At 68.8% G+C, this 20,572-nt stretch carries 17 protein-coding genes; 10 read left to right on the forward strand and 7 right to left on the reverse strand.

All coding sequences use genetic code 11. The annotated features are described in order from the left end of the window. Window positions 1-56 precede the first annotated feature (56 nt). Both RT655_RS10135 and RT655_RS10140 read left to right on the forward strand, forming a co-directional pair. A complete protein-coding gene (locus tag RT655_RS10135; RefSeq protein ID WP_313536504.1) occupies window positions 57-692 on the forward strand; it encodes a trimeric intracellular cation channel family protein in 636 nt (211 codons plus the stop codon). 253 nt (window positions 693-945) lie between these two features. Beyond that, the gene (locus RT655_RS10140; RefSeq protein WP_313536505.1) at window positions 946-1,356 is read left to right on the forward strand and encodes a PEPxxWA-CTERM sorting domain-containing protein; all 411 of its coding nucleotides are present in this window, start codon (window positions 946-948) and stop codon (window positions 1,354-1,356) included. Window positions 1,357-1,411: 55 nt separating this feature from the next. On the opposite strand, the gene RT655_RS10145 is transcribed toward RT655_RS10140, so the two are convergent. After that, window positions 1,412-2,470 (reverse strand): mannose-1-phosphate guanylyltransferase/mannose-6-phosphate isomerase, encoded by a 1,059-nt coding sequence (locus tag RT655_RS10145; protein ID WP_313536506.1) that lies wholly within the window; start codon window positions 2,468-2,470, stop codon window positions 1,412-1,414. Between the two features lie 159 nt (window positions 2,471-2,629). Between RT655_RS10145 and RT655_RS10150 the strand changes: the two genes are divergently transcribed. The 3 genes from RT655_RS10150 to prsR are packed head-to-tail and all read left to right on the forward strand — an operon-like array spanning window position 2,630 to window position 7,409. Further along, the gene (locus RT655_RS10150) at window positions 2,630-4,018 is read left to right on the forward strand and encodes a TIGR03013 family XrtA/PEP-CTERM system glycosyltransferase (protein ID WP_313536507.1); all 1,389 of its coding nucleotides are present in this window, start codon (window positions 2,630-2,632) and stop codon (window positions 4,016-4,018) included. Next, window positions 4,018-6,060 carry an XrtA/PEP-CTERM system histidine kinase PrsK gene (prsK, locus tag RT655_RS10155; RefSeq protein ID WP_313536508.1) on the forward strand — a complete coding sequence of 681 codons (2,043 nt, stop codon included), beginning with the start codon at window positions 4,018-4,020 and terminating at the stop codon, window positions 6,058-6,060. The genes RT655_RS10150 and prsK overlap by 1 nt, the downstream gene beginning before the upstream one ends. Next, the gene (gene prsR / locus RT655_RS10160) at window positions 6,057-7,409 is read left to right on the forward strand and encodes a PEP-CTERM-box response regulator transcription factor (RefSeq protein WP_313536509.1); all 1,353 of its coding nucleotides are present in this window, start codon (window positions 6,057-6,059) and stop codon (window positions 7,407-7,409) included. The genes prsK and prsR overlap by 4 nt, the downstream gene beginning before the upstream one ends. Window positions 7,410-7,624: 215 nt before the next feature. On the opposite strand, the gene RT655_RS10165 is transcribed toward prsR, so the two are convergent. Next, a complete protein-coding gene (locus RT655_RS10165; RefSeq protein ID WP_313536510.1) occupies window positions 7,625-8,302 on the reverse strand; it encodes a cytochrome c family protein in 678 nt (225 codons plus the stop codon). A 102-nt stretch (window positions 8,303-8,404) separates the two neighbouring features. Here RT655_RS10165 and RT655_RS10170 point away from each other — a divergent pair, with 102 nt between their 5' ends. Further along, the gene (locus RT655_RS10170) at window positions 8,405-9,295 is read left to right on the forward strand and encodes a prephenate dehydratase (RefSeq protein ID WP_313536511.1); all 891 of its coding nucleotides are present in this window, start codon (window positions 8,405-8,407) and stop codon (window positions 9,293-9,295) included. Window positions 9,296-9,298: 3 nt separating this feature from the next. On the opposite strand, the gene RT655_RS10175 is transcribed toward RT655_RS10170, so the two are convergent. The 4 genes from RT655_RS10175 to RT655_RS10190 all read right to left on the reverse strand — a co-directional run bounded on the left by RT655_RS10175 (window position 9,299) and on the right by RT655_RS10190 (window position 14,002). Continuing rightward, window positions 9,299-10,708 carry a S41 family peptidase gene (locus RT655_RS10175; protein WP_313536512.1) on the reverse strand — a complete coding sequence of 470 codons (1,410 nt, stop codon included), beginning with the start codon at window positions 10,706-10,708 and terminating at the stop codon, window positions 9,299-9,301. Between the two features lie 116 nt (window positions 10,709-10,824). Beyond that, on the reverse strand, window positions 10,825-11,694 hold the full coding sequence (gene nudC / locus RT655_RS10180; RefSeq protein ID WP_313536513.1) for an NAD(+) diphosphatase: 870 nt from the start codon (window positions 11,692-11,694) through the stop codon (window positions 10,825-10,827). Further along, window positions 11,691-12,962, reverse strand: coding sequence for a serine hydrolase domain-containing protein (locus RT655_RS10185; RefSeq protein WP_313536514.1), 1,272 nt, complete (start codon window positions 12,960-12,962; stop codon window positions 11,691-11,693). The genes nudC and RT655_RS10185 overlap by 4 nt, the downstream gene beginning before the upstream one ends. Beyond that, on the reverse strand, window positions 12,959-14,002 hold the full coding sequence (locus RT655_RS10190; protein ID WP_313536515.1) for an A/G-specific adenine glycosylase: 1,044 nt from the start codon (window positions 14,000-14,002) through the stop codon (window positions 12,959-12,961). Before RT655_RS10190 ends, RT655_RS10185 begins: the two co-directional genes overlap by 4 nt. A 28-nt stretch (window positions 14,003-14,030) precedes the next feature. On the opposite strand from RT655_RS10190, the gene RT655_RS10195 reads away from it, so the two are divergent. The 4 genes from RT655_RS10195 to smc are packed head-to-tail and all read left to right on the forward strand — an operon-like array spanning window position 14,031 to window position 19,474. After that, window positions 14,031-14,567 (forward strand): DciA family protein, encoded by a 537-nt coding sequence (locus tag RT655_RS10195; RefSeq protein WP_313536516.1) that lies wholly within the window; start codon window positions 14,031-14,033, stop codon window positions 14,565-14,567. Between the two features lies 1 nt (window position 14,568). After that, window positions 14,569-15,264 carry a DsbA family protein gene (locus RT655_RS10200; RefSeq protein ID WP_313536517.1) on the forward strand — a complete coding sequence of 232 codons (696 nt, stop codon included), beginning with the start codon at window positions 14,569-14,571 and terminating at the stop codon, window positions 15,262-15,264. A 24-nt stretch (window positions 15,265-15,288) separates the two neighbouring features. After that, entirely contained in the window at window positions 15,289-16,056 is a 768-nt protein-coding gene (locus RT655_RS10205) for a thioredoxin domain-containing protein (RefSeq protein WP_313536518.1), read from the forward strand. Window positions 16,057-16,066: 10 nt separating this feature from the next. Next, window positions 16,067-19,474 (forward strand): chromosome segregation protein SMC, encoded by a 3,408-nt coding sequence (gene smc, locus RT655_RS10210; protein ID WP_313536519.1) that lies wholly within the window; start codon window positions 16,067-16,069, stop codon window positions 19,472-19,474. A 600-nt stretch (window positions 19,475-20,074) separates the two neighbouring features. On the opposite strand, the gene RT655_RS10215 is transcribed toward smc, so the two are convergent. Beyond that, a complete protein-coding gene (locus RT655_RS10215) occupies window positions 20,075-20,512 on the reverse strand; it encodes a hemerythrin domain-containing protein (RefSeq protein ID WP_313536520.1) in 438 nt (145 codons plus the stop codon). Between the last annotated feature and the right edge of the window lie 60 nt (window positions 20,513-20,572).

The following is a 20,572-nucleotide window of genomic DNA, read 5'->3' on the forward strand; positions in this document are numbered from 1 at the left end:
CGCTCCGCCAAGACCCGTGTTTGACTTGGGGTATGGCCGCGCGGCAAAGCGAGGGCATGAACAGTTCGGTCGCCGTCCAGATCGGTCCCATCCTGCCCTGGCTCGACCTGCTCGGCACTGCGGTGTTCGCCGCCACCGGCGCGCTCGCGGCGACCCGGCACCAGCAGACCATCGTCACCGCCACCTTCTTCGCGCTGATCACCGGCGTCGGCGGCGGCACGGTGCGCGACCTGCTGATCGGGGCACCGGTCTTCTGGGTGCACGATGCCTCGGTCGCGTCGCTATGCCTCGGCATGTCGGCGATCGTCTGGATCACGCCGCAGCATTGGTGGAGCGACCGCACCTTCGCCTGGCTCGATGCGCTGGGGCTGGCGGCCTATGCCGCGTTCGGCGCCGCCAAGTCGCTCGGCTACGGCATACCGCCGGTACCCGCGGCGGTGATGGGCGTGGTGGGGGCATGCGTGGGCGGCATCATCCGCGACGTGCTGGCAGGCGAGCCGTCGATCCTGATGCGCCCCGAACTCTATGTTACCGCGGCGGCCCTCACTGCCTCGGTGTACGTTATCCTCACGCTGCTCGGCTTGCCGCCCTATGCCGCGGGGCTCGTCTCGGCCACCGCCGGCTTTGCACTGCGCGGCGCCGCGATGATCTGGAAATGGGGTCTTCCCGCCTATCGCGGCGGCCGCGTTTAGCGCAAGAATTTTCCGCAGACATAGATAGTTGCTTTGCACTTGCCCCATAGCGAGGCACCCGTTGTCGATGATTTGTTGCACATGTTCGCCCAAAGCTGATACGTCCGCCCCGCACCTTGCCTGTACTGCGTAGGATTACAGCCCTGTCACATACTTGGTGGAGGATTACATGAAGGGGACGTTTTTCTTGGCCGCGTGCTGCGCTGCTGCATTGACAGCCGCCGCGCCAGCTCAAGCCGCACCATATTCGTTCGTGATCACCGGCAGCCAGACGATCAAGTTCATTCTCGACTCCTCGCCGGCACCAACGGCGGTCGATACCAGCAATTACTTCCGCGTCGATGGAACGACCGGCACGATCAACGGCGCTGCCGCAACGTTCAACCTGGGCTTCGGGAGCCCGACCTATTTCTTCAATTTCGGTCTGTTCGACAACAGCATCGGCTCGAGCATCTTCTCTACCGGACCCACCCTCTATACCGGTTCCGAGTCGGCACCGACGTTCAAGCTGGGCACGTTCGCGCTGGCGCCCGCCTATAGCGTGACCATCTCCGCCGTTCCCGAGCCGGCGAGCTGGGCGCTGCTGCTGGCAGGCTTTGGCGGCCTCGGCATGGCGATTCGCCGTCGCCGCGACGTCACCGTCCGCGTGCGTTTCGGCGGCTGATCCGCGTTCGACGCCGCCGGTCCCGGGGGGATCGGCGGCGCGTTCCTGCGCGGCGTCAGTCCTTCATCGCGTCGATGAGCTTCTTCACTTCCTGGCTGCGTCCGCGCGGCAGCACCAGCACGTCGGCGCCCGAAACGACCACGATCAGATCCTGCACGCCCACCAGCGCGACGCGCTTGCCGGGCTCGCTCTGCACCAGGCAGTTGGTCGCCTCGATCGCCACCACGTCGCCGCGTACGACATTGCCGCCGGCATCGGGGTTGCTGATCGCATGCAGCGCATCCCAGCTGCCGACGTCGCTCCAGCCCATCGCGACCGGCACCACCGCGACGCGCGGGGCCTTTTCCATCACTGCATAGTCGATCGAATCAGACGGGCAGGCGGCGAAGCTCTCGGCATCGGGGAAAATCCGCGCCCCTTCGCGCCGGCCCTTTTCCATCGCCTGCTGCGCAGCGACCAGCATCTCGGGCGCGAACACGCTCAGCGCACCGAGATACATGTCGGCGCGGAACAGGAAGATGCCGCCGTTCCAAGCATGGTCGCCCGAGGCGAGCATCGCTTCGGCACGGTCGCGGGGCGGCTTCTCGACGAAGCGATCGACGCGGTGCACGCCCGGTGCCAGTTCTTCCTCGCCGATCTTGATCCAGCCATAGCCGGTTTCGGGCGAGTCGGGGGTGATGCCGAAGGTGACCAGCCAGCCTTCGTTGACCAGCGGCAGCGCCGAATCGATCGCGGCATGGAAGGCATCGACGTCCGAGATCACGTGATCGGACGGCATCACGAGAATCGGCTCGCTGCCGCTGCCCGCCGCCATCGCTGCCAGGGCGATCGCCGGCGCGGTATTGCGGCCGATCGGCTCGAGGATCAGCGCCCGCACCGACAGGTCCACCTGCGCGAGCTGCTCCTCGACGAGATCGGCGTGGAAGGCGTTGGCGACGACGATCGGCGCGGTGAACCGCGTGCCCGAGGCGCGCTTCGCCGTTAGCTGGAGCATCGTTTCCTCGGCCGTGAGCGACAGCAGCTGCTTGGGGCGTTCGGGACGCGACATCGGCCACAAGCGGGTGCCCGAACCGCCCGAGAGAATGATAGGCGTGATCGGCTTGGTATCCGGCATGCGGAAGGGCTCCCTGGAGTTCGGTGCTGTGGAAATAGCTGGGCGGTCTGCGCCTGTGAAACAAGGGTGAGCCGAAACGGTTGCGATACGACGCAAATTTGATGCGGCGGCGCGGGCTTGGCCGTTCGTTTACCCTTCCGCGCTATAGCGGACGGCGCCATGATCCGCCTGTTCAAGCATTATGTCCCCAACACCGTGCTGTTGCTCGGCCTGCTGGACGTCATCCTGCTGGTCACCGCAGGCGAGCTCGGCTGGCAGCTGCGTGCGCACCAAGCCGGCATCGATGTCGGACCGATCGGCGAGCGCGTGCCCCAGCTGGTCAGTTTCGCGCTGGTGCTCGAAACCGCGCTCGTGGCGCTTGGCGCCTATGGCGCGGAGGCGCTGCAGTCGCTCCGCCACGCGCTGGTGCGACTGCTCGTCTCGATCGGGCTCGGCGTGCTGGGCCTGGGCTTCCTCTATTTCCTGGTTCCGCCGATCGGCTTCTGGCGCTCCAACCTGCTCTACGCCGCCGTCACCGCCTTCGTGCTCCTGCTGCTGATGCGGGTGCTGCTCGGCAAGACGCTGGGCGGTGCGGCGTTCAAGCGGCGGATCGTCGTGCTCGGCGCAGGCCCTCGCGCGGCGCGGCTCAAGCAGCTGTCCAAGGCGCCCGGCGCCAGCTTCGCCATCGTCGGCTATGTCGCGATGAGCGACGCCAACCGCGTCATCCCCGAGGCGATCGCGCGCGACGCGATCTACAATCTCGCCGATCACGTCGTGCTGCTCAACGCCAGCGAAGTGGTGCTGGCGCTGGAGGAGCGCCGCAACGCGCTGCCACTGAAGGACCTGCTGCGGATCAAGACCACCGGCGTCCATGTCAATGAATTCTCGACCTTTCTCGAGCGCGTCACCGGCCGCGTCGATCTCGACAGCGTCAACCCGAGCTGGCTGATCTTTTCCGACGGTTTCTCTTCGGGCCGGCGGCTGTCGGGCCTGTTCAAGCGGCTGTTCGATATCCTCGCCAGCCTCATCCTGCTGCTCGTCGCCTTCCCGCTGGTGATCGTCACCGCGATCCTCATCAAGCTGGAAAGCCGCGGACCCGCGCTCTACCGCCAGCAGCGCGTCGGCCTGTATGGCCAGGCCTTCGACGTGCTCAAGCTGCGCTCGATGCGCCAGGATGCCGAGGCGCCCGGCGAGGCGGTGTGGGCGGAGGAGAACGACCCGCGCATCACCCGTATCGGCCGAATCATCCGCAAGATCCGCATCGACGAGCTGCCGCAATGCTGGAGCGTGCTCAAGGGCGAGATGAGCTTCGTCGGACCACGCCCCGAGCGGCCCAAATTCGTCGAGGATCTGGAACAGGCGCTGCCTTATTATGCCGAGCGCCACATGGTGAAGCCAGGCATCACCGGCTGGGCGCAGATCAACTACCCCTATGGCGCCTCGATCGACGATTCCCGCCAGAAGCTCGAATACGACCTGTTCTACGCCAAGAATTATTCGCCTTTCCTCGATCTGCTGATCCTGCTCCAGACCGCGCGCGTCATCCTGTTCCCCAGCGGGGCGCGCTGATGCTCGCCGCGGCGCTGAGCCTGTGGTTGCACGCGCTGGCAGCCCTGCTGTTCGCGCTGCTGCCCTTCGCTGCACTACGCACCGGCGGCGATCCGCTGCCGCGCCGCGCACTGGCGGCCGCGCTGGGACTGACGGCGCTCGCCGCGCTCGCCACCGCCGGGATCGGCGCGGAAGAAATCGCCACGCGCCTTGCCGAGACGCTGCGCACGCTCGCCTGGCTCGCCTTCCTGCTGCTGCTCCACCGTCGCGCCGGCGAGCCGCGGCCACCGCTCGCGCTGGGCACCGTCTATGGCGTGGTCGCGCTCGTCGCCGTTGCGGCGCTGACGCTCGACATGGTCGCGACCAGCCCGTCGCCGTCCGCCGGCGACGCCGCATCGGTGGCGCTGCTGCTCCACCTGCTCGTCGCGGTGGGGGTCCTGGTGATGGTGCAGGCGCTCCATTCCGCGCTCGCCCACACGGCCGTCGGCGGCCTGCGCTGGACGGTGGCGGCGCTGGGCGGCTTCTGGCTGATCGAGTTCGCGGTGCTGACCCTCGCCTATCTCGGCGTGCCGATGGGCGGCCTGCTGCTCGTCGCGCGCGGCGCGGCGCTGGTCTGCGCCGCCGCCGCGATCGGGCTGGGGCTGCAGCGGCGCGGCGATTGGCGGGTGCGGATGTCGCGCACCGTCGCCTATCAGTCGCTCACCCTGGTTGCAGTCGGCGCCTATTTCGTGCTGCTCGCGCTGGCGACGAGTGCCTTGGCGACCTTGGGCGGCGCACATGCCCGGCTGCTCCAGACCGCCTTCGTGTTCGGCGCCACCGCGGCGATCCTGGCGCTGGTGTCCAACTCCGGGCTGCGCGGCTGGGTGAAGGTGAAGCTCGCCAAGCATCTGTTCCGCCACCGCTATGACTATCGCGCCGAATGGCTGCGCTTCACCGAGACGCTGGGCGCACCGGGCGCCGCACCGCTCGACCAGCGCATCGTTCGCGCGCTGGCCGACCTCACCGCCTCGCCCGCCGGTCTACTGCTCGTCGCCGAGGAGGGCGGACTGGTGGCAGGCGCCGGCTGGCACTGGGACCGCGCGACGCTGCCGCCGGTCGCCGACGCTGCGCTCGCGACGCATCTGGAAACCACCGGCCGGATCATCGAGGTCGACGCGGTGCGCCTCGCCCAGGCCGACCCTGCCGATGCCGCGGTCACCCCTGCCTGGATGCGGGCGGCAGACGCGGCCTGGGTAGTTGCGCCGCTGCTCCATCGGGGCGCGCTGGTTGGCGCGATTCTGCTCGGCCGCCCGGCGCTGGCGCGGCGGCTCGACTGGGAGGATTTCGACCTGCTCAAGGCCGCCGGGCGCCAGGTGGCGAGCTATCTCGCCGAGGCGCGGGCGCAGGAGGCGCTTGCCGAGGCGCAGCGCTTCGACGAGTTCAACCGCCGCTTCGCCTTCCTGCTCCACGACATCAAGAATCTGGTTAGCCAGCTGGCGCTCACCGCGCGCAATGCCGAGCGCCATGCCGACAACCCCGCCTTCCGCGCCGACATGATCGCGACGCTGCGCGATTCGTCGGACCGGCTGAACGCGCTGCTCGCCCGGCTCGGCCAGCACCATCGCGGCCGCAGCGAGCCGCCGCGGCCCACCCCGTTGCTGCCGCTGCTGGAGCGGCTCGTCGCACGCCAGCCGGGGCAGGTACAGCTTGTTTCGGGCGCCGAGTCCGCCATCGCGATCGCCGAACCCGCCGCGCTCGAGCAATTGCTTGTCCACCTGATCCAGAATGCCATCGAAGCGAGCCCGGCCGACGCGCTGGTGATGCTCGCGCTCGCCACCGACGAGGAAAACGCCATCATCGACGTGATCGATCGCGGCTGCGGCATGTCGCCCGGCTTCGTCCGCAACCGCCTGTTCAAGCCGTTCACGTCGTCCAAGCCGGGCGGCTTCGGGCTCGGCACCTTCGAGGCACAGCAATTGGCGCAGGGCATGGGCGGGCGGATCGACGTCATCTCGCGGGAGGGCGAGGGTACGCGCTTTCGCGTGGTGCTGCGCGCAGCACCCGCGGTGGAGCAAGCGGCATGAGCGCTGCCCTGCCCAAGCTTCTCATCGTCGAAGACGATGCCGGGCTCCAGCGGCAGCTGCGCTGGGCCTATGAGGGCTATACGATCCTCGCCGCGACCCGGCGCGACGAGGCGATCGCGATACTGCGCGCCGAAGAACCGCCGGTAGTGACGCTCGATCTCGGCCTGCCTCCCGATCCGGACGGCACCAGCGAAGGCTTCGCGACGCTGGAGGCGATCCTCAAGCTTGCGCCCTCGACCAAGGTGATCGTCGCCTCGGGGCATTTCGAGCGCGAATCGATGCGCCGCGCGATCGAACTGGGTGCCTGGGATTTCTACCAAAAGCCGATCGATATCGATGCGCTGGGGCTGATCGTCGCACGCGCCTTCCACGTCCATGCGCTGGAGACGGAGAATCGCCGGCTCGCCGAGAAGGCGGAGGCCAAGGCAGTGCTGGGCGGCATGCTCACCGCCGCGCCGGAGATGCTCAAGGTCACCCGCACGATCGAGCGGGTGGCGGGCGCCGACGTCTCGGTGATGCTGCTGGGCGCGAGCGGCACCGGAAAGGAATTGCTGGCGCGTGGCCTGCATGAGGCGAGCCCGCGCGCAAGGGGCAGCTTCGTTGCGATCAACTGCGCGGCGATCCCCGAGACGTTGCTGGAATCCGAGCTGTTCGGCCACGAAAAGGGCGCGTTCACCGGCGCGGTGAAGACCACCGAGGGCAAGATCGAACTCGCCCAGGGCGGCACGCTGTTCCTCGACGAAGTCGGCGACATACCGCTGCCGCTTCAGGTCAAGCTGCTGCGCTTCCTGCAGGAGCGGGTGATTGAGCGGATCGGTGGCCGCAAACCCATCCCGGTCGACACGCGGATCGTCTGCGCGACGCACCGCGATCTGGACGCGATGGTGGCGGAGGGCCGGTTCCGCGAGGATCTCTATTACCGGCTGGCCGAAATCGTGGTGCGGATTCCCTCGCTGGCGGAGCGACCGGGCGATGCCGGGCTGCTCGCGCGCCACTTCCTCGCCCTTTATGCCGAGCAGATGAGGGCAGGGCAGAAGAGCTTCGCCCCCGATGCGCTGGCGGCAATCGACGCCTGGGGCTGGCCGGGCAATGTCCGCGAGCTGGAAAATCGCATCAAGCGCGCGGTGATCATGGCGGAGGGCAAGATGGTCCATGCCGAGGATCTCGACCTCGCACCGGGCGACGCCGCCGCGATCAACCTGCGCGCCGTACGCGAGGCGGCGGACCGGCAGGCGATCCGACATGCGCTGGCGCGAAGCGACGGCAACGTCTCGGCCGCCGCGCGGCTGCTCGGTATCAGCCGGCCGACGCTGTACGACCTGCTGAAGGCGTATGATCTGCAGGGGTGATCCCCTTATCCCCCCTCCCGCCTGCGGGAGGGGATGGGGGAGGGTGCGACGTGGAGGTTCTTGCTGAGACGCCGTCGCTCGCTACCCTCACGCACCCTCCCAGCATCAGGTCAGCCATGCCCCCGGCATGGCCTGAACAGCGCGGGGCGCTGTTCACCTAAATCCCCCTCCCGCAAGCGGGAGGGGGATTTAGGAGCGGAGGGAGGCCAGGAGCCTTACTTTTTCTTTTCGGCCTGCACCGCGGCCTGCGGATCCTTCGCCGGCGTGCCCTCGGCGGGCGTCGCCTGCTGGACATTCACGGACACGTCGGCGCCCTCCGCCGCGCTGTTGCTCTGCACGCCGGCGTTGTCGGGCTCGGAGCCGGCAGCCGGCGCCGCCGGCAGCGGCAGGTTCGAGCCCTGCTTGTTAAGGTACAGGATCACGTCGGCGCGCAGCTGCGGGTCCGAGATGCCGGCAAAGGTCATCTTGGTGCCGGGCGCGAACTTGCGCGGGTTGGTCAGCCACGCGTCCATCTTGTCGAGGTCCCAGGTTCCGCCCACGCCCTTCAGCGCGTCGGAGAAGGCGAAGCCGCCCTTGCCCTGCGCGATGCCCTCGCCCAGCGTGGCATAGAGGTTCGGGCCGATGCCGTTGGCGCCGCCCTGCGCGATGGTGTGGCACGAGGCGCATTGCTTGAAGCCGCTTTCGCCCTTGGCGGCGTCGCCCTTGGCGAGGCGCACCGGCAGCGGCTCGGCCACGGCGGCACCACCCGCGGCGTCTTCTACCGCCTCGACGACATAGCCGGGGCGTTCAGGCTTTTCGGAGTGGAAATACTTCGCGCTCGCGATCGAAAGTCCCAGGGCGGCAATACCCCCCGCCAGCGCCCAACCTGCGATCGTATTGAAGCGATCTTGCATTCATCCGCTCCCACCTGTGCTTTGGTTCATCTTTAGAGCGCGCTCGCGCCGGAAGGCAAGCGGACTTGCGGCGCAGTTCACCGGAGGCTAGCCCCGCCGCCCATGGAGAATTTTGCTGCCCCCGCCCGTCCGATCGTCGCCCGCATGCTCGCGGAGGCGGACGCGGCACCCGCACGCGCGGTGGCGTTCCAGGGCGCGCCGGGCGCCAATTCGCACGTCGCGGTGCGCGAAGCCTTCCCCGATGCGCTGCCGCTGCCCTGCTTTTCCTTCGACGACGCGATCGATGCGGTGAAGGAAGGCCGCGCGGACCGGGCGATGATCCCGATCGAGAATTCGCTCCACGGCCGCGTCGCCGACATCCACTTCCTGCTCCCCGAATCCGGCCTGTCGATCATCGGCGAGCATTTCCTTGCGATCCGCCACACGCTGATGGGCACCGGCCCGATCGAGGGAGTGCGCGAGGCGATGAGTCATCCCCAGGCGCTCGGCCAGTGCCGCCACTGGCTGAAGGCGCACGGCATCGCGCAGGTCGCCTATCCTGATACCGCAGGTGCGGCGGCGATGGTGGCGGAGCTTGCCGATCCCAGGATCGCGGCGCTCGCGCCTGTGCATGCGGCGGAGCTGTATGGCCTGCAGGCGCTGGCGAGCGATATCGCCGATGCCGCGCACAACATGACCCGCTTCGTCGTGCTCGCGCGCGACGCCCCGGGAATCACTGGCGACGGCCCGTGCATGACCTCGCTGATCTTCGAGGTGAAGAACAGCCCCGCCGCACTGTACAAGGCGCTGGGCGGCTTCGCGACCAACGGCGTCAACATGACCAAGCTCGAGAGCTATCAGCGCGAGGCGAGCTTCTCGGCGACCGAATTCTACGCCGACATCGTCGGCAGCCCAGAAGAGCCGCGCGTGATCCGCGCGCTGGAGGAGCTGGGGTTCCATTCCAAATGGGTGCGGCTGCTGGGCACTTATCCGCAGGCGCGCCCGCGCCCCTGAGGGTCAGGCACGCCCGCGCGCGATCCACGCACGTGCCCGCGCCATCGCCACATCGCGTTCCATCGCGATGTCCGCAGCGGTCAGGATGATCTGTTCGTCCGGGACGATGCCGGCGTCGGGCTGCGCGGTTGCCGGGAAATAGCCGACCAGCGGAAGGTCGAACTCGATTCCGCTGGCGGGCAGTCGCACGAAGAAGAAGCACCCCCCGTTGATCCCGCGCCGGTTGCCACCGGTCGTCGCACCGATCAGGCGCGCGACGCCGAGCGCGCGCACGTTCTGCACGAACTGGAAGGTGGCCGAACTGTTCACCGGCGACGTGAGGACGACCATCGGGAGCGCCAGCTGCTTGCCGACGGGTTCGATCGCTCGCCGCGCCGGCACATTTGGCCGCAGGTAAAAGCCGTCGGACAACGCGACGGCCCCCTCGCCCAGCGTGCGGAAGCCGGCGTCCCAGGTATCAAGATAGGGATCGAGCGCGGGCGGCGTGGTTCGAAAGCGGAGGCGTTGCTCGATCGCAGGCGGCTCGAAACGCTGCGCGACAAATCGGCCGAGCAGCGCGTTGCCGCAGGCTTCGTCTCCGCCCTCATTGTCGCGCAGGTCGACGATCAGGGCCCGCGCATCCGAGACGCCGTCGAGTGCGTCCTGCAGCCAGGATCGCCAGTCCCATTTGCTGTCCCAGAGGCCCCAATTGGACATGGTGAGGCAGGCCACACCGTCTGCCGATGCCTGCATCTGCCACAGCGGCGCGGACGGCGTAGCGGCAATGGCAGGCTGCGCGGGGCCGGGCCGAGCGGCTGGAAGCAGAAACGATCGCCGGCGCTGGTCGCTCCCAAGCACCGTCAGGCGGTGCACGCCGCCCGCTGGCGGCGCAAGCAGGCCCTGGAACACGTCGAAGGTCTCGATCGCGGTATCGCCGCGCCGTTCGATCAGCGCGCGCCGCTTGCCGTCATTGTGGCCGTCGGCGCGGACATAGGGCAGCAGCAGGTCCTGCAGTTCCTGCGCGGACCTGCCGTTGACCGCAACGATCTGGCTGCCGCGCTGCAATCGGCCGGAGGGATCGCGCGTGACCACCATCGCGTTCCCGAGCCAGCGAAACTGGAGCGGCAGGCATGTCGGACGATCGAACAGCGCCGTCGCGATGGGCGCGCGCTGATTGAAGAAATTGCAATAGGAGTGGCCGCACCGCAGCGACGCCAGAAATCGCGACAGCAGTAGGTAGCGCACTTCCAGCGAGCCGCTCCGGACGAAGGCATCCGCAAGACCCGACAGCCGCCCGTCGATCTCCGCTGGGCTGTTATAGCGATAGAGACCGGGATGCAGCGTCAACGCTTGCCGCAGGATCGCCATGTCCCCGGCAAGGTCACCACGGGTCGGCTGGTCCGCCGCGTAGCTGCGGGCGGCAAGGCCGATCATGCTTGCACCCATCGCAGACAGGACCGTGCGTCGCTTCATCTCGCCCCCCCCCGGTGCCGCGGGACTTTGCGCGCGGCCAGGGCAGTGTCGCGCTGAACGGCGCGACGTGCAACGGGTCAGACGTGCTCCGCCCAGGCCCGGAGCAGCGTGTATGCGATCGCATAGCCCGGCGGGGCGAGGAACGGCGCTTCCGGATCGCGCGCCAGCGCCTGCCGCACCTGCGCGCGGTCGAACCAGGCCGCGTGTTCCAGTTCGTGCACGTCGATCGCGATGTCCTCGTCGAGCGCCTCGCCGATGCAGGCGATCATCAGCTGCGACGGGAACGGCCAGGGCTGGCTGGCGACATAGCGGACCGTGCCGACATGGACGCCCGATTCCTCCAGCGTCTCGCGGCGCACCGCATCCTCGATGCTCTCGCCAACTTCCAGAAAGCCGGCGAGCGCGGAATAGCGGTGCGGCGGCCAGCTCGGCTGGCGGCCGAGCAGCACCCGGTCGCCGCGCTCCGCAAGCATGATGACCACGGGATCGACCCTCGGATAATGCTCGGTCCCGCAATTCGGGCAGAGCCGACCCCAACCGGCGCGGAAGATGTCGCTGGGCGTGCCGCAGCGCGAACAGAAGCCGTTGCGCGCATGCCAGTCGATCAGGCTGCGCGCGGCGGCGTAATTGGCGGCATCCTCGGGGCGGAAGGCGTCGAGGATCGCCGACAGCTCGGGCGGACGGCCCGGCGGCAGCGGCGTGCCGGGCGCCAGCGTCTGCACGAAGCGCGGCTCGCCATCGATGAAGCCGAGGAACAGCAACGACTGGGTCGCGGCATCGAGCCCGGTCCAGACCAGCCGCCCGTCCCCGTCCAGCTCCGGCACCAGCCCGTCCATCACCAGCAGCCGCGCGCGCGGATCGGCGAGCGCCGCCGCCAGCAGTTCGGGCTCGTGGCGGACGCGATCGTCGCGATCGAGCGTGCCGCCGGTAAAGCCGGGCGCGATCACTTGGCGAGATCGGCGTAGACGGCGGTTCGCATCGGCACCTTCAGGCCCAGCTCGGCGAGCAGGATGTTGACCATCATCGTCGCGCGGACCTGGTTCTTCGGGTCTACCCAGGCGAAGGTGCCGGCGGCGCCTGACCAGCCATAGGTGCCCTTGCCCGCGCCGCCCGGCTGGTCGGCGAGGAACACCGATCCGCCCGCGCCGAAGCCCATCGGCACGCCGGTATCGCGGGCCATCACCGCGAGGTTGGTCTTGTCGACACCCGGCGGCAGCAGGTCTGACATGGCGAGCGCGGCGGTTTCCGGCTTGAGGATGCGCACGCCGTCCAGTTCGCCGCCATTCTGCAGCATGTGGAGGAAGCGGTCATAGTCGCGCGCCGACATCGCCAGCCCGGCGCCGCCATACGGGAAGCTCGGCTTCTTGAGATAGACCGAGGTCGCGCCGGGATCGATCGGCAGGCGGTTGCCGCCCGCAATCGCATATTCGGTGGCGAGACGCCCCGCCTCGCCCGCCGGCACCGTCCAGTAGCTGGACGCCATCTTGAGCGGCGCAAGGATGCGCGTGTTGACGAAGCTGTCGAACGGCATCCCGCTCGCCGCCTCGATCACCCGGCCGAGCACGTCGAGACCGATCGAATAGCTGAACTTGGCGCCGGGCTCGGCGATCAGCGGCAGCGTCGCGGTGCGGTTGGCGAATTCTTCCAGCGTCGCCGGGCGCACCGGCCGCGCGGTCGCCTCGAACGAGTCGCTCACCTGCGCCGGGTTGATGCCGAGGCGGTTATATTCGTTGAGCAGCGGCCCCTTGGTGATGATGTTGTAGCCGAGGCCCGCGGTATGGGTGAGCAGGTTGCGCACTGTGATCGGCTTGGTCGCCGGGCGGCTGGTCAGGTCCTTGTTCGGATCGACCAGCACCTTCATGTCCTTGAACGCCGGAATGAAGTCGCTGATCGGCTGGTCGAGCTTGAGCTTGCCTTCCTCGATCAGGATCATCGCGGCGATGCCGGTGATCGGCTTGGTCATCGAATAGACCCGCCACAGTGTATCGCCATTCACCTTGGGCGCGGTCGGCTCCTCGGACATGCGGCCTTCCGCCACGATCGTGGCGGGCGCCTGGCCCTTGGCATAGGTGATGACGATGCCGGGCACCTTGCCCGAGGCGACGGTCTGGCGCGCGAAGCTCTGGATCTGTCTGGGGGCCGTCTGGGCCTGCACCACAGGCGCCTGGAGCAATAGTGCCGCCCCGAAAAGTCCGAATACGCGCTTGGCCGTCATCGCAGTCTCCGTATCGCTTTTGCCGCCTTGGCGAAAACGGTGGGCAGACCCGCCGACTCGATGTCGGCGATCGGCCACCATTCGCCGGGGGGTGCGCTTGCATGGCGAGGGATTGTTGCAGTCGCAAGCGCCACCTCGAGGTCGAAATGGGTGAAACCGTGACGGACGGTTTCGTTCAACATCCGCCAGTGGGTGGCGGCCGGCGCATCGACGACGCCCGGGGGCGAGTCGCTCCAGGGACCGGTGGGCAGCGCCCGCATGCCGCCGAGCAGCCCCTTGTCCGGGCGGCGGACCAGCAGCACCGCATCGTCGCGCTCCAGCCAGAACATCGTGCCGTGGCGCTGCGGCTTGGGCGCCTTCTTCGCCTTTACCGGATAGGTCTCGGGATTCCCTTCCGCCCGCGCCGCGCAACCGAAGGCGATCGGGCAGAGCAGGCATTTCGGCGCGCGGACCGTGCAGATGCCGCTGCCCAGGTCCATCATCGCCTGGGCGAAATCGCCGGCGCGGGCATCGGGCGTGATCGTCTCGGTCAGCCGCCGGATCGTCGGGCGCGAGCCCGGCAGCGGATCGGCGAGCGCGAACAGCCGCGTCACCACCCGCTCGACATTGGCATCGACCACCACCGCCCGCCGCCCGAACGCGATCGCGGCGATGGCCGCCGCCGTATAGTCGCCGATGCCGGGGAGCGCGCGAAGTCCCGCCTCGGTATCCGGCAGCGCACCCAATCGCGCGACCTCGCGGGCACAGGCGAGCATGTTGCGGGCCCGGGCATAATAGCCGAGCCCCGCCCAGGCGGCCATCACATCGGCGTCCTCGGCCGCCGCCATCGCCGCGAAGCTCGGCCAGCGCGACGTGAATTTCTCGAAATACGGTATCACCGTAGCGACCTGCGTCTGCTGCAGCATCACCTCGGAAAGCCACACCCGGTACGCCTCGGTCGCATCGGTACCGGGCGGCGCGCGCCAGGGCAGGCGGCGGGCATTTGCGTCGTACCAAGCGAGCAGGGCGGGGGCGATCGATTCAGGGGCGTTGTCGGGCACGCCCCGCCTATGGCATGGGGGACCCGATATGACGAAGCCCCCCCGTGCCACTACCCGCCAGCCGCGCCCCGAGCCGCAGCGCTCGAACCGCGTCCGTGCGGTGTCCGAGCTACTGCCGGACGTGGGCGGCGCGGCGTTCCGCAAGTTCGGCTTCGTCCAGTCCGCCGTGGTCAGTCGCTGGAGCGAAATCGTCGGCGAGCGCTATGCCCGCGTTTCCTCCCCCGAATCGATTCGCTTTCCGCGCGGCAAGCGCGAGGAGGGCGTGCTGGCGCTCACCGTCTCGGGTGCCTTCGCGCCGATGATGCAGCATATCGCGCCCGAGATTATCGAGCGGGTCAATCGCTTCTTCGGCTATCCCGCCGTCGCAAAGCTGGCGATCCGCCATGGCGACCTGCGCGCCCCCAAGGCCAAGCCCGCGCCGCCGCCCAGCCTCAAGCCGATTCCCGAGGCAATGGGCGACAGCCTGCGCGGCATTGCCGATCCGGAGCTGCGCGCGGTGCTCGAATCGCTTGCCGCGGGTGTCGCGGCGCAGGACGACGTGCCGGTGTTCGGCCGGATCGATTGAGATGATGCAGCGACTTTTCACTCTGATGCTGGCCCTGGTGCCGCTTTTCGCGCTCGGCGCCGCCCCGGCCCCGCAGGCCAATTGGCTGACCACCGTCGCCACCACGCCTGAGGGCGGCTATCGTCAGGGCAATCCGAACGCGCCGATCAAGCTGGTCGAATATGGGTCGCGCACCTGTCCGACCTGCGGCCGCTTTGCGACCGAGGGCATGAAGCCGCTGCGCGACCGGTATATCGCCACCGGCAAGGTCAGCTACGAATATCGCGACTATCTGGTCCACGGCGCGCCCGACCTGGCGCTGGCGCTGCTCAACCAGTGCGTCGGCATCCAGCGCTTCTTCCCCGTGCTCGACGCGATCTATGCCCATCAGCCCCAGTTCGAAGAGAAGCTGATCGCGCTGGAGAAGACGCCCGCCACGCTGGAGGCCTGGCAGAAGCTGCCCCCGCCGCAGATGGCAACGCGCTTCGCCGAGAATATGGGCATGATCGCCTTCCTCAAGACGCAGGGCCTGCCCGAGGCCAAGGCGCGCCAGTGCCTTGCCGATCCCAAGGCAATCGCCCGCATCGCCAAGACCCAAGCGGACGGCGCGAGCCTCTACAAGGTGGACGGCACGCCGAGCTTCTTCGTCAACGGCCGCAGGGTCCGCGCCTATAGCTGGCCCTATCTCGAGCCCGAACTGCGCGCCGCCGGCGCCTGACCCTTTCGTAACCCGGAGACTTCCATGCGTTTCGCCCTCGCGCTTCTTCCCATCCTGGCGCTCGCCGCCTGCAACGGCGGCAACAAGGCCAGCGGCACCGGCGGCAACAGCAGCGCGCCCGTCCAGGCCTCGGCGCCGGTCGCCGGCGCGGCGGCCCCCGCCGGCAAGCAGTGGACCGACATGGTCGAGAAGACCAAAGACAACGGCTTCCGCCAGGGCAACCCCAACGCGCCGATCAAGCTGGTCGAATATGGCTCGCGCATGTGCCCGTTCTGCGCCCAGTTTGGCACCACCGGCGTCGGGCCCTTGCGCGAAAAATACATTGCGACCGGCAAGGTCAGCTATGAATATCGCGACTTCCTGATCCACGGCGCCCCCGACCTTGCGCTCGCATTGCTCAACCAGTGCGTGCCTTCGGACGCCTTCTTCCCGACGCTCGACCAGATCTATGCCGGCCAGGAGGAGTTCGAGAAGAAGATCATGGCGCTCCAGCAGACCAACCCGCAGGTGCTCGACCAGATCCAGCAGATGCCGCCGCCCCAGGCCGCGGCCGGCTTCGCCCAGGCGCTGGGCATGGTCGACTTCATGAAGCAGCGCGGCCTGCCCGAGGCGCAGGCCAAGGCGTGCCTCGCTGACCAGAAGCAGATCGAGACGATCGCCAAGGTCAATGCCGATGGCGCCAACGTCTATGGCGTGAACTCGACGCCGACCTTCTTCATCAACGGCCAGAAGACCGACGTGAACAGCTGGGCCGATCTGGAGCCGCTGCTCCAGAAGGCCGGCGCACGCTGATCGACCACCCATGCAGATAAAACGGCTGCGGCTGACGGGCTTCAAGAGCTTCGTCGACCCGGCCGATCTGCGGATCGAACCGGGGCTGACGGGGATCGTCGGCCCCAATGGGTGCGGCAAGTCCAACCTGCTCGAAGCACTGCGCTGGGTGATGGGCGAAACCAGCGCCAAGTCGATGCGCGGCAGTGGCATGGAAGACGTGATCTTCGCCGGCACCGCCACGCGCCCGCAGCGCGACTTCGCCGAAGTGGCGGTGGTCGCCGACCTGGACGACCAGCAGGACGAACTCGAGATCATCCGCCGCATCGAGCGCGGCGCCGGATCCGCCTATCGCATCAATGGTCGCGACGTGCGCGCCAAGGACGTGGCACTCGCCTTCGCGGATGCCGCGACCGGCGCGCATTCGCCCGCTTTGGTCAGCCAGGGGCGGATCGGCGCGATCATCGCCGCCAAGCCGGGCGAGCGGCGCGCGATGCTGGAGGAGGCGGCGGGAATCGCCGGCCTCCATGTCCGCCGCCGCGACGCCGAGCAGAAGCTGCGCGCGACCGAGACCAACCTCACCCGCCTCGACGAGCTGATCGGCGAGCAGGAGCAGCGCGCCGCCGCGCTCAAGCGCCAGGCGCGCCAGGCCGAACGCTATCGCGAGCTGTCCGACCGCATCCGCGTTGCCGAGGCGCGGATGATCTTCGCCCGCTGGCGCGACGCCGCGACGGCCGCCGATGTCGCGCGAAAGGAAGCCGCCGAGGCCGAGTCGCTCGTCGCCGAGCGCACCGCCGCCCAGGCCGAGGCGGAAGCCGCGCAGAGGGCGGCGGCCGAGGCGGTCGGCACGCTCCGCGCCGAATCGCTGCGGTTGCGCGACGCCGCCAGCGACGCCCAGCACCGGCTCCAGACGCTGCGGAGCACCCGCCACGGCGTCGAGCGGCGCATCGCCGAACTAGCCGAAGCGAGCCGCCGGCTGGAAACCGATCGCGCCCGCGAAGCGTCGCTCGCGCGCGATGCCCACGAGGCGATCGAGAGGCTGACCGACGAACAGGCGGCGCTGGAGGCGCGGATCGCCGAGACGAGCGCGCGCGCGCCCCTCCTCAATGCGTCGCTGGCCGATACGGAACGCGCCGCGCGCGATGCCGAGGTCGCGCTGTCGCAGGCGCTGGCCCAGCAGGCGAGCGAAGCCGCCGAGGTACGCGTCGCAGATGCGGCGCTGTCCGCCGCGCGCGGCCGGGTGGAGCGCAGCCAGCGCGATCAGGCGCGGATCGAAACCGAGGGGCGGGCGCTCGGCGATGCCGCACCGCTTCACGCCGAGCGGCAGCGCGCGAGCGAAGCGCGGGCAGAGGCGCAGCGTCAGGCAGAGGCCGCGCGCGACGCGCTCACCCGCGCCGATTCCGAGGAGCGCGCCGCGATCGAGGCGCGCAACAGTGCTCAGGCGGCGCGCGCGGCCGCGCATGCCGAACTCGCCCAGATCGACAGCGAGGCAACCGCGCTCGCCAAGGCGACCAAACCCTCGGGCAAGGACCGGCTGCTAGACCGGGTGACCGTCGCCGCCGGCTATGAGCGCGCGCTCGCCGCCGCGCTGGGCGACGATCTCGAAGCCGGGCTGGATGCCAGCGCCGAGCGGCACTGGGGCGGCGCGGACGCGCTGCCGACCGACCCTACCCCCCCGCAAGGCACGACCCCGTTGGCCGGGCACGTTACCGCCCCGTCCGAACTCGCGCGTCGCCTAGCGCAGGTGCTGGTGTGCGAGGCGGACGAAGGCCAGCCCCTCGCCGCCGGTCAGCGGCTCGTGACGCTGCAGGGCGTGCTGCGCCGCTGGGACGGCTATCGCGCGCGCTCGGGTGGTGCGGCCGCGGCCGAGCGGCTGGAGCGGATCAACCGGCTCGCAGCGCTGGAACAGGCACGGCCCGCGGCACAGGCGGCGCTGGAAGCCGCCGCAGCGGAACTCAGCCGGATCGAGGCCAGCATCGCCGAGGCGCGCCGCAGCGCCTCAGAGAACCGCAAGCGGCTCGACCAGGCCGATCTCGCCGCACGCGAGGCGACGCGTGCCGAGGATCGCACCGCCAACCAGATCGAACGGCTGGAGGCGCAGCGCGCCGACCTCGAGACCCGCCGTGCCCGCATCGCCGCCGAAGCCGAGGAAGCCGCCGGCGAGCTCGCCTGCGCCGAGGCGACCAAGGCCGCGCTGCCGGACGGCACCGAGACCCGCGCCACGGTAGCCGCCCTCTCCCGCGCGGCGGACCATGCCCGCGCCGCGGTGGCCAGCGCCCGCACCGAACGCGCCAGCCTCGACCGCGACCTCGCCCAGGCCCGCGAGCGGCGTGCCGCCGCCGGCGCCGAGGCCAAGAGCTGGTCCGCCCGCGCCGCCGATGCCACCCGCCGCTCCGCCGAAATGGAAGGGCGCGCCGCCACGCTGGCGCAGGAGCGCGAGGCGATCGCCGGTCGCCCGGCGCAGATAGCCGCACAGCTCGCCGATGCCGAGGCAGCCGACGCCTGGATGCAGCAGGAATCCGCCGCCGCGCAAATCGCGGAGCGCGAAGCCGACGTCCGGCTGCGCGCGACCGAGGCGGCGCTCCGCACGGCCAGCGAGTCGCTCTCCGAAGCCCGTGAGCGCCGTGCCGGGGCGGCCGCACGTGCGGAAAACCAGGACCTGCGCCGGGTGGAGATGGGCCGCCTGTCCGGCGAACGCTTCGAATGTCCGCCGCCGTTGCTCCCGGCACGGCTGCATTTCGATGCCGACGGCGTGCGCAGCCCCCAGGACGAATCCGCCGCGATGGAGAAGCTGTCCACCGATCGCGAGCGGCTCGGTCCGGTCAACCTCGTCGCCGAGACCGAGCTGGCCGAAATCGAGGCCGCGTTCGGCACCAACGCCAAAGAGCGCGACGAGCTCCTCCAGGCGGTCAACCGGCTGCGCGGCTCGATCGGCACGCTCAACCGCGAGGGGCGCCAGCGGCTGCTCGCCGCGTTCGAGGCGGTCGACCAGCATTTCCGCCGGCTGTTCACCACCTTGTTCAACGGCGGCCAGGCGCATCTCGCGCTGATCGATTCGGACGATCCGCTGGAGGCGGGTCTGGAGATCCTGGCGCAGCCGCCGGGCAAGAAGCTGCAGTCGCTCACCTTGCTCTCGGGCGGCGAGCAGGCGCTGACCGCGGTCGCGCTGATCTTCGCGCTGTTCCTAACCAAGCCCTCGCCGATCTGCGTGCTCGATGAAGTCGACGCGCCGCTCGACGACGCCAATGTCGACCGCTTTTGCGACCTGCTGGAAGCGATGACCCGCGAAACCGCGACGCGCTATCTGATCGTCACCCACAATGCCGCGACCATGGCGCGGATGCACCGGCTGTTCGGGGTGACGATGGTCGAGCGCGGGGTCAGCCGGCTGGTGTCGGTGGACCTCGGCGGGGCGACGAGCCTGCTGGCGGCGGAGTAGAGGGGCCGCCCTTCGACAGCCAATCGCGCTTACCTAGCCTGTCGACATGGCAAATTTTGTTGGGAAGCGGTCATTGGCCCGGCGAAATCGGTGTCATTGAAATCAGTCTCTCGACCACGATTTCGCGGGACGTCATTCCCATGTGGCCGAACGACCCGAGACAGAGCGAACGCCGACCCTCAAACGTTACGGCGAACTCTCGCGGCCCCTCCCCCTGCGTGGAATCGGTCACAGCCTGCGGCCCATTGTTTACTTCCAACCACGTCATAGCTTTACGCGCTTCACTGGGAGATGAGCCAAAATATGACCCCTCAAGATCGGTGTACCAGAAGCCCGCAACTTGCTCGGTTTCACTGAATGGAAAACATGCTGTATCGCCGACGTAGTGCCCCTTGTGGAGAGCGCCTAGATAACACCTCTCCACAATCAGCTTGATGTTTTGAGCATCGGCGCAATTGGCGAGGCGCGGAACGGAGCCGTGGCAAGCTGATAGTGCCATAATTGGAAGTGTCACGAGCCAGCGCATCTCTCGAACGTCCGGGACATTTCGTTGGTCCGCAACTGGGCGCTTACAGACCTACAATAAGCCGCCCACCCGCCTCAATGCCGCGTCTGGAAACTCGGCTCGCCCTGCAGCGCGGCGGCGACCAGCAGGCTTTCCTCCAGCTTCACGCGGTTGCGCAGGCGGGGCAGCATCGCGCGGCTGGCGTCGGCAAAGCCCTGGCGGTCGGTGGCGATCTGCTCAGGAGTCCAGAACAGCAGATATTCCTGCCAGTTGGCCTTGAGCCGCTCGAACTCCTCGCGGACCTGGTCGACCTTGGTGCGCGAGATACCCGGCTGGGCCGAGAGCGTCAGCGTGTAGATGGTGGTGTCTTCACGAGCCAGATGCTCGGCGACGCAGTGGAGGAGGTGATCCAGCGCGGTAGAGAGCTCGACCGGAGTCGCGTCGCTTTCGAGGAGGCCGGACAGGCGCCGTGCGAGAATGTCGATCATCTCGTGATCGTGCCGCAGTTCGGCGATCGTCGTCGTTGCCATCATCGGTTGGCCCTCACCCCTTTGTCGTTGCTCCGCTCCCATCCCCCCACCGCCTAGATAGCG

Source organism: Sphingomonas sp. (assembly GCF_032114135.1).
Taxonomy (GTDB): Bacteria; Pseudomonadota; Alphaproteobacteria; order Sphingomonadales; family Sphingomonadaceae; genus Sphingomonas.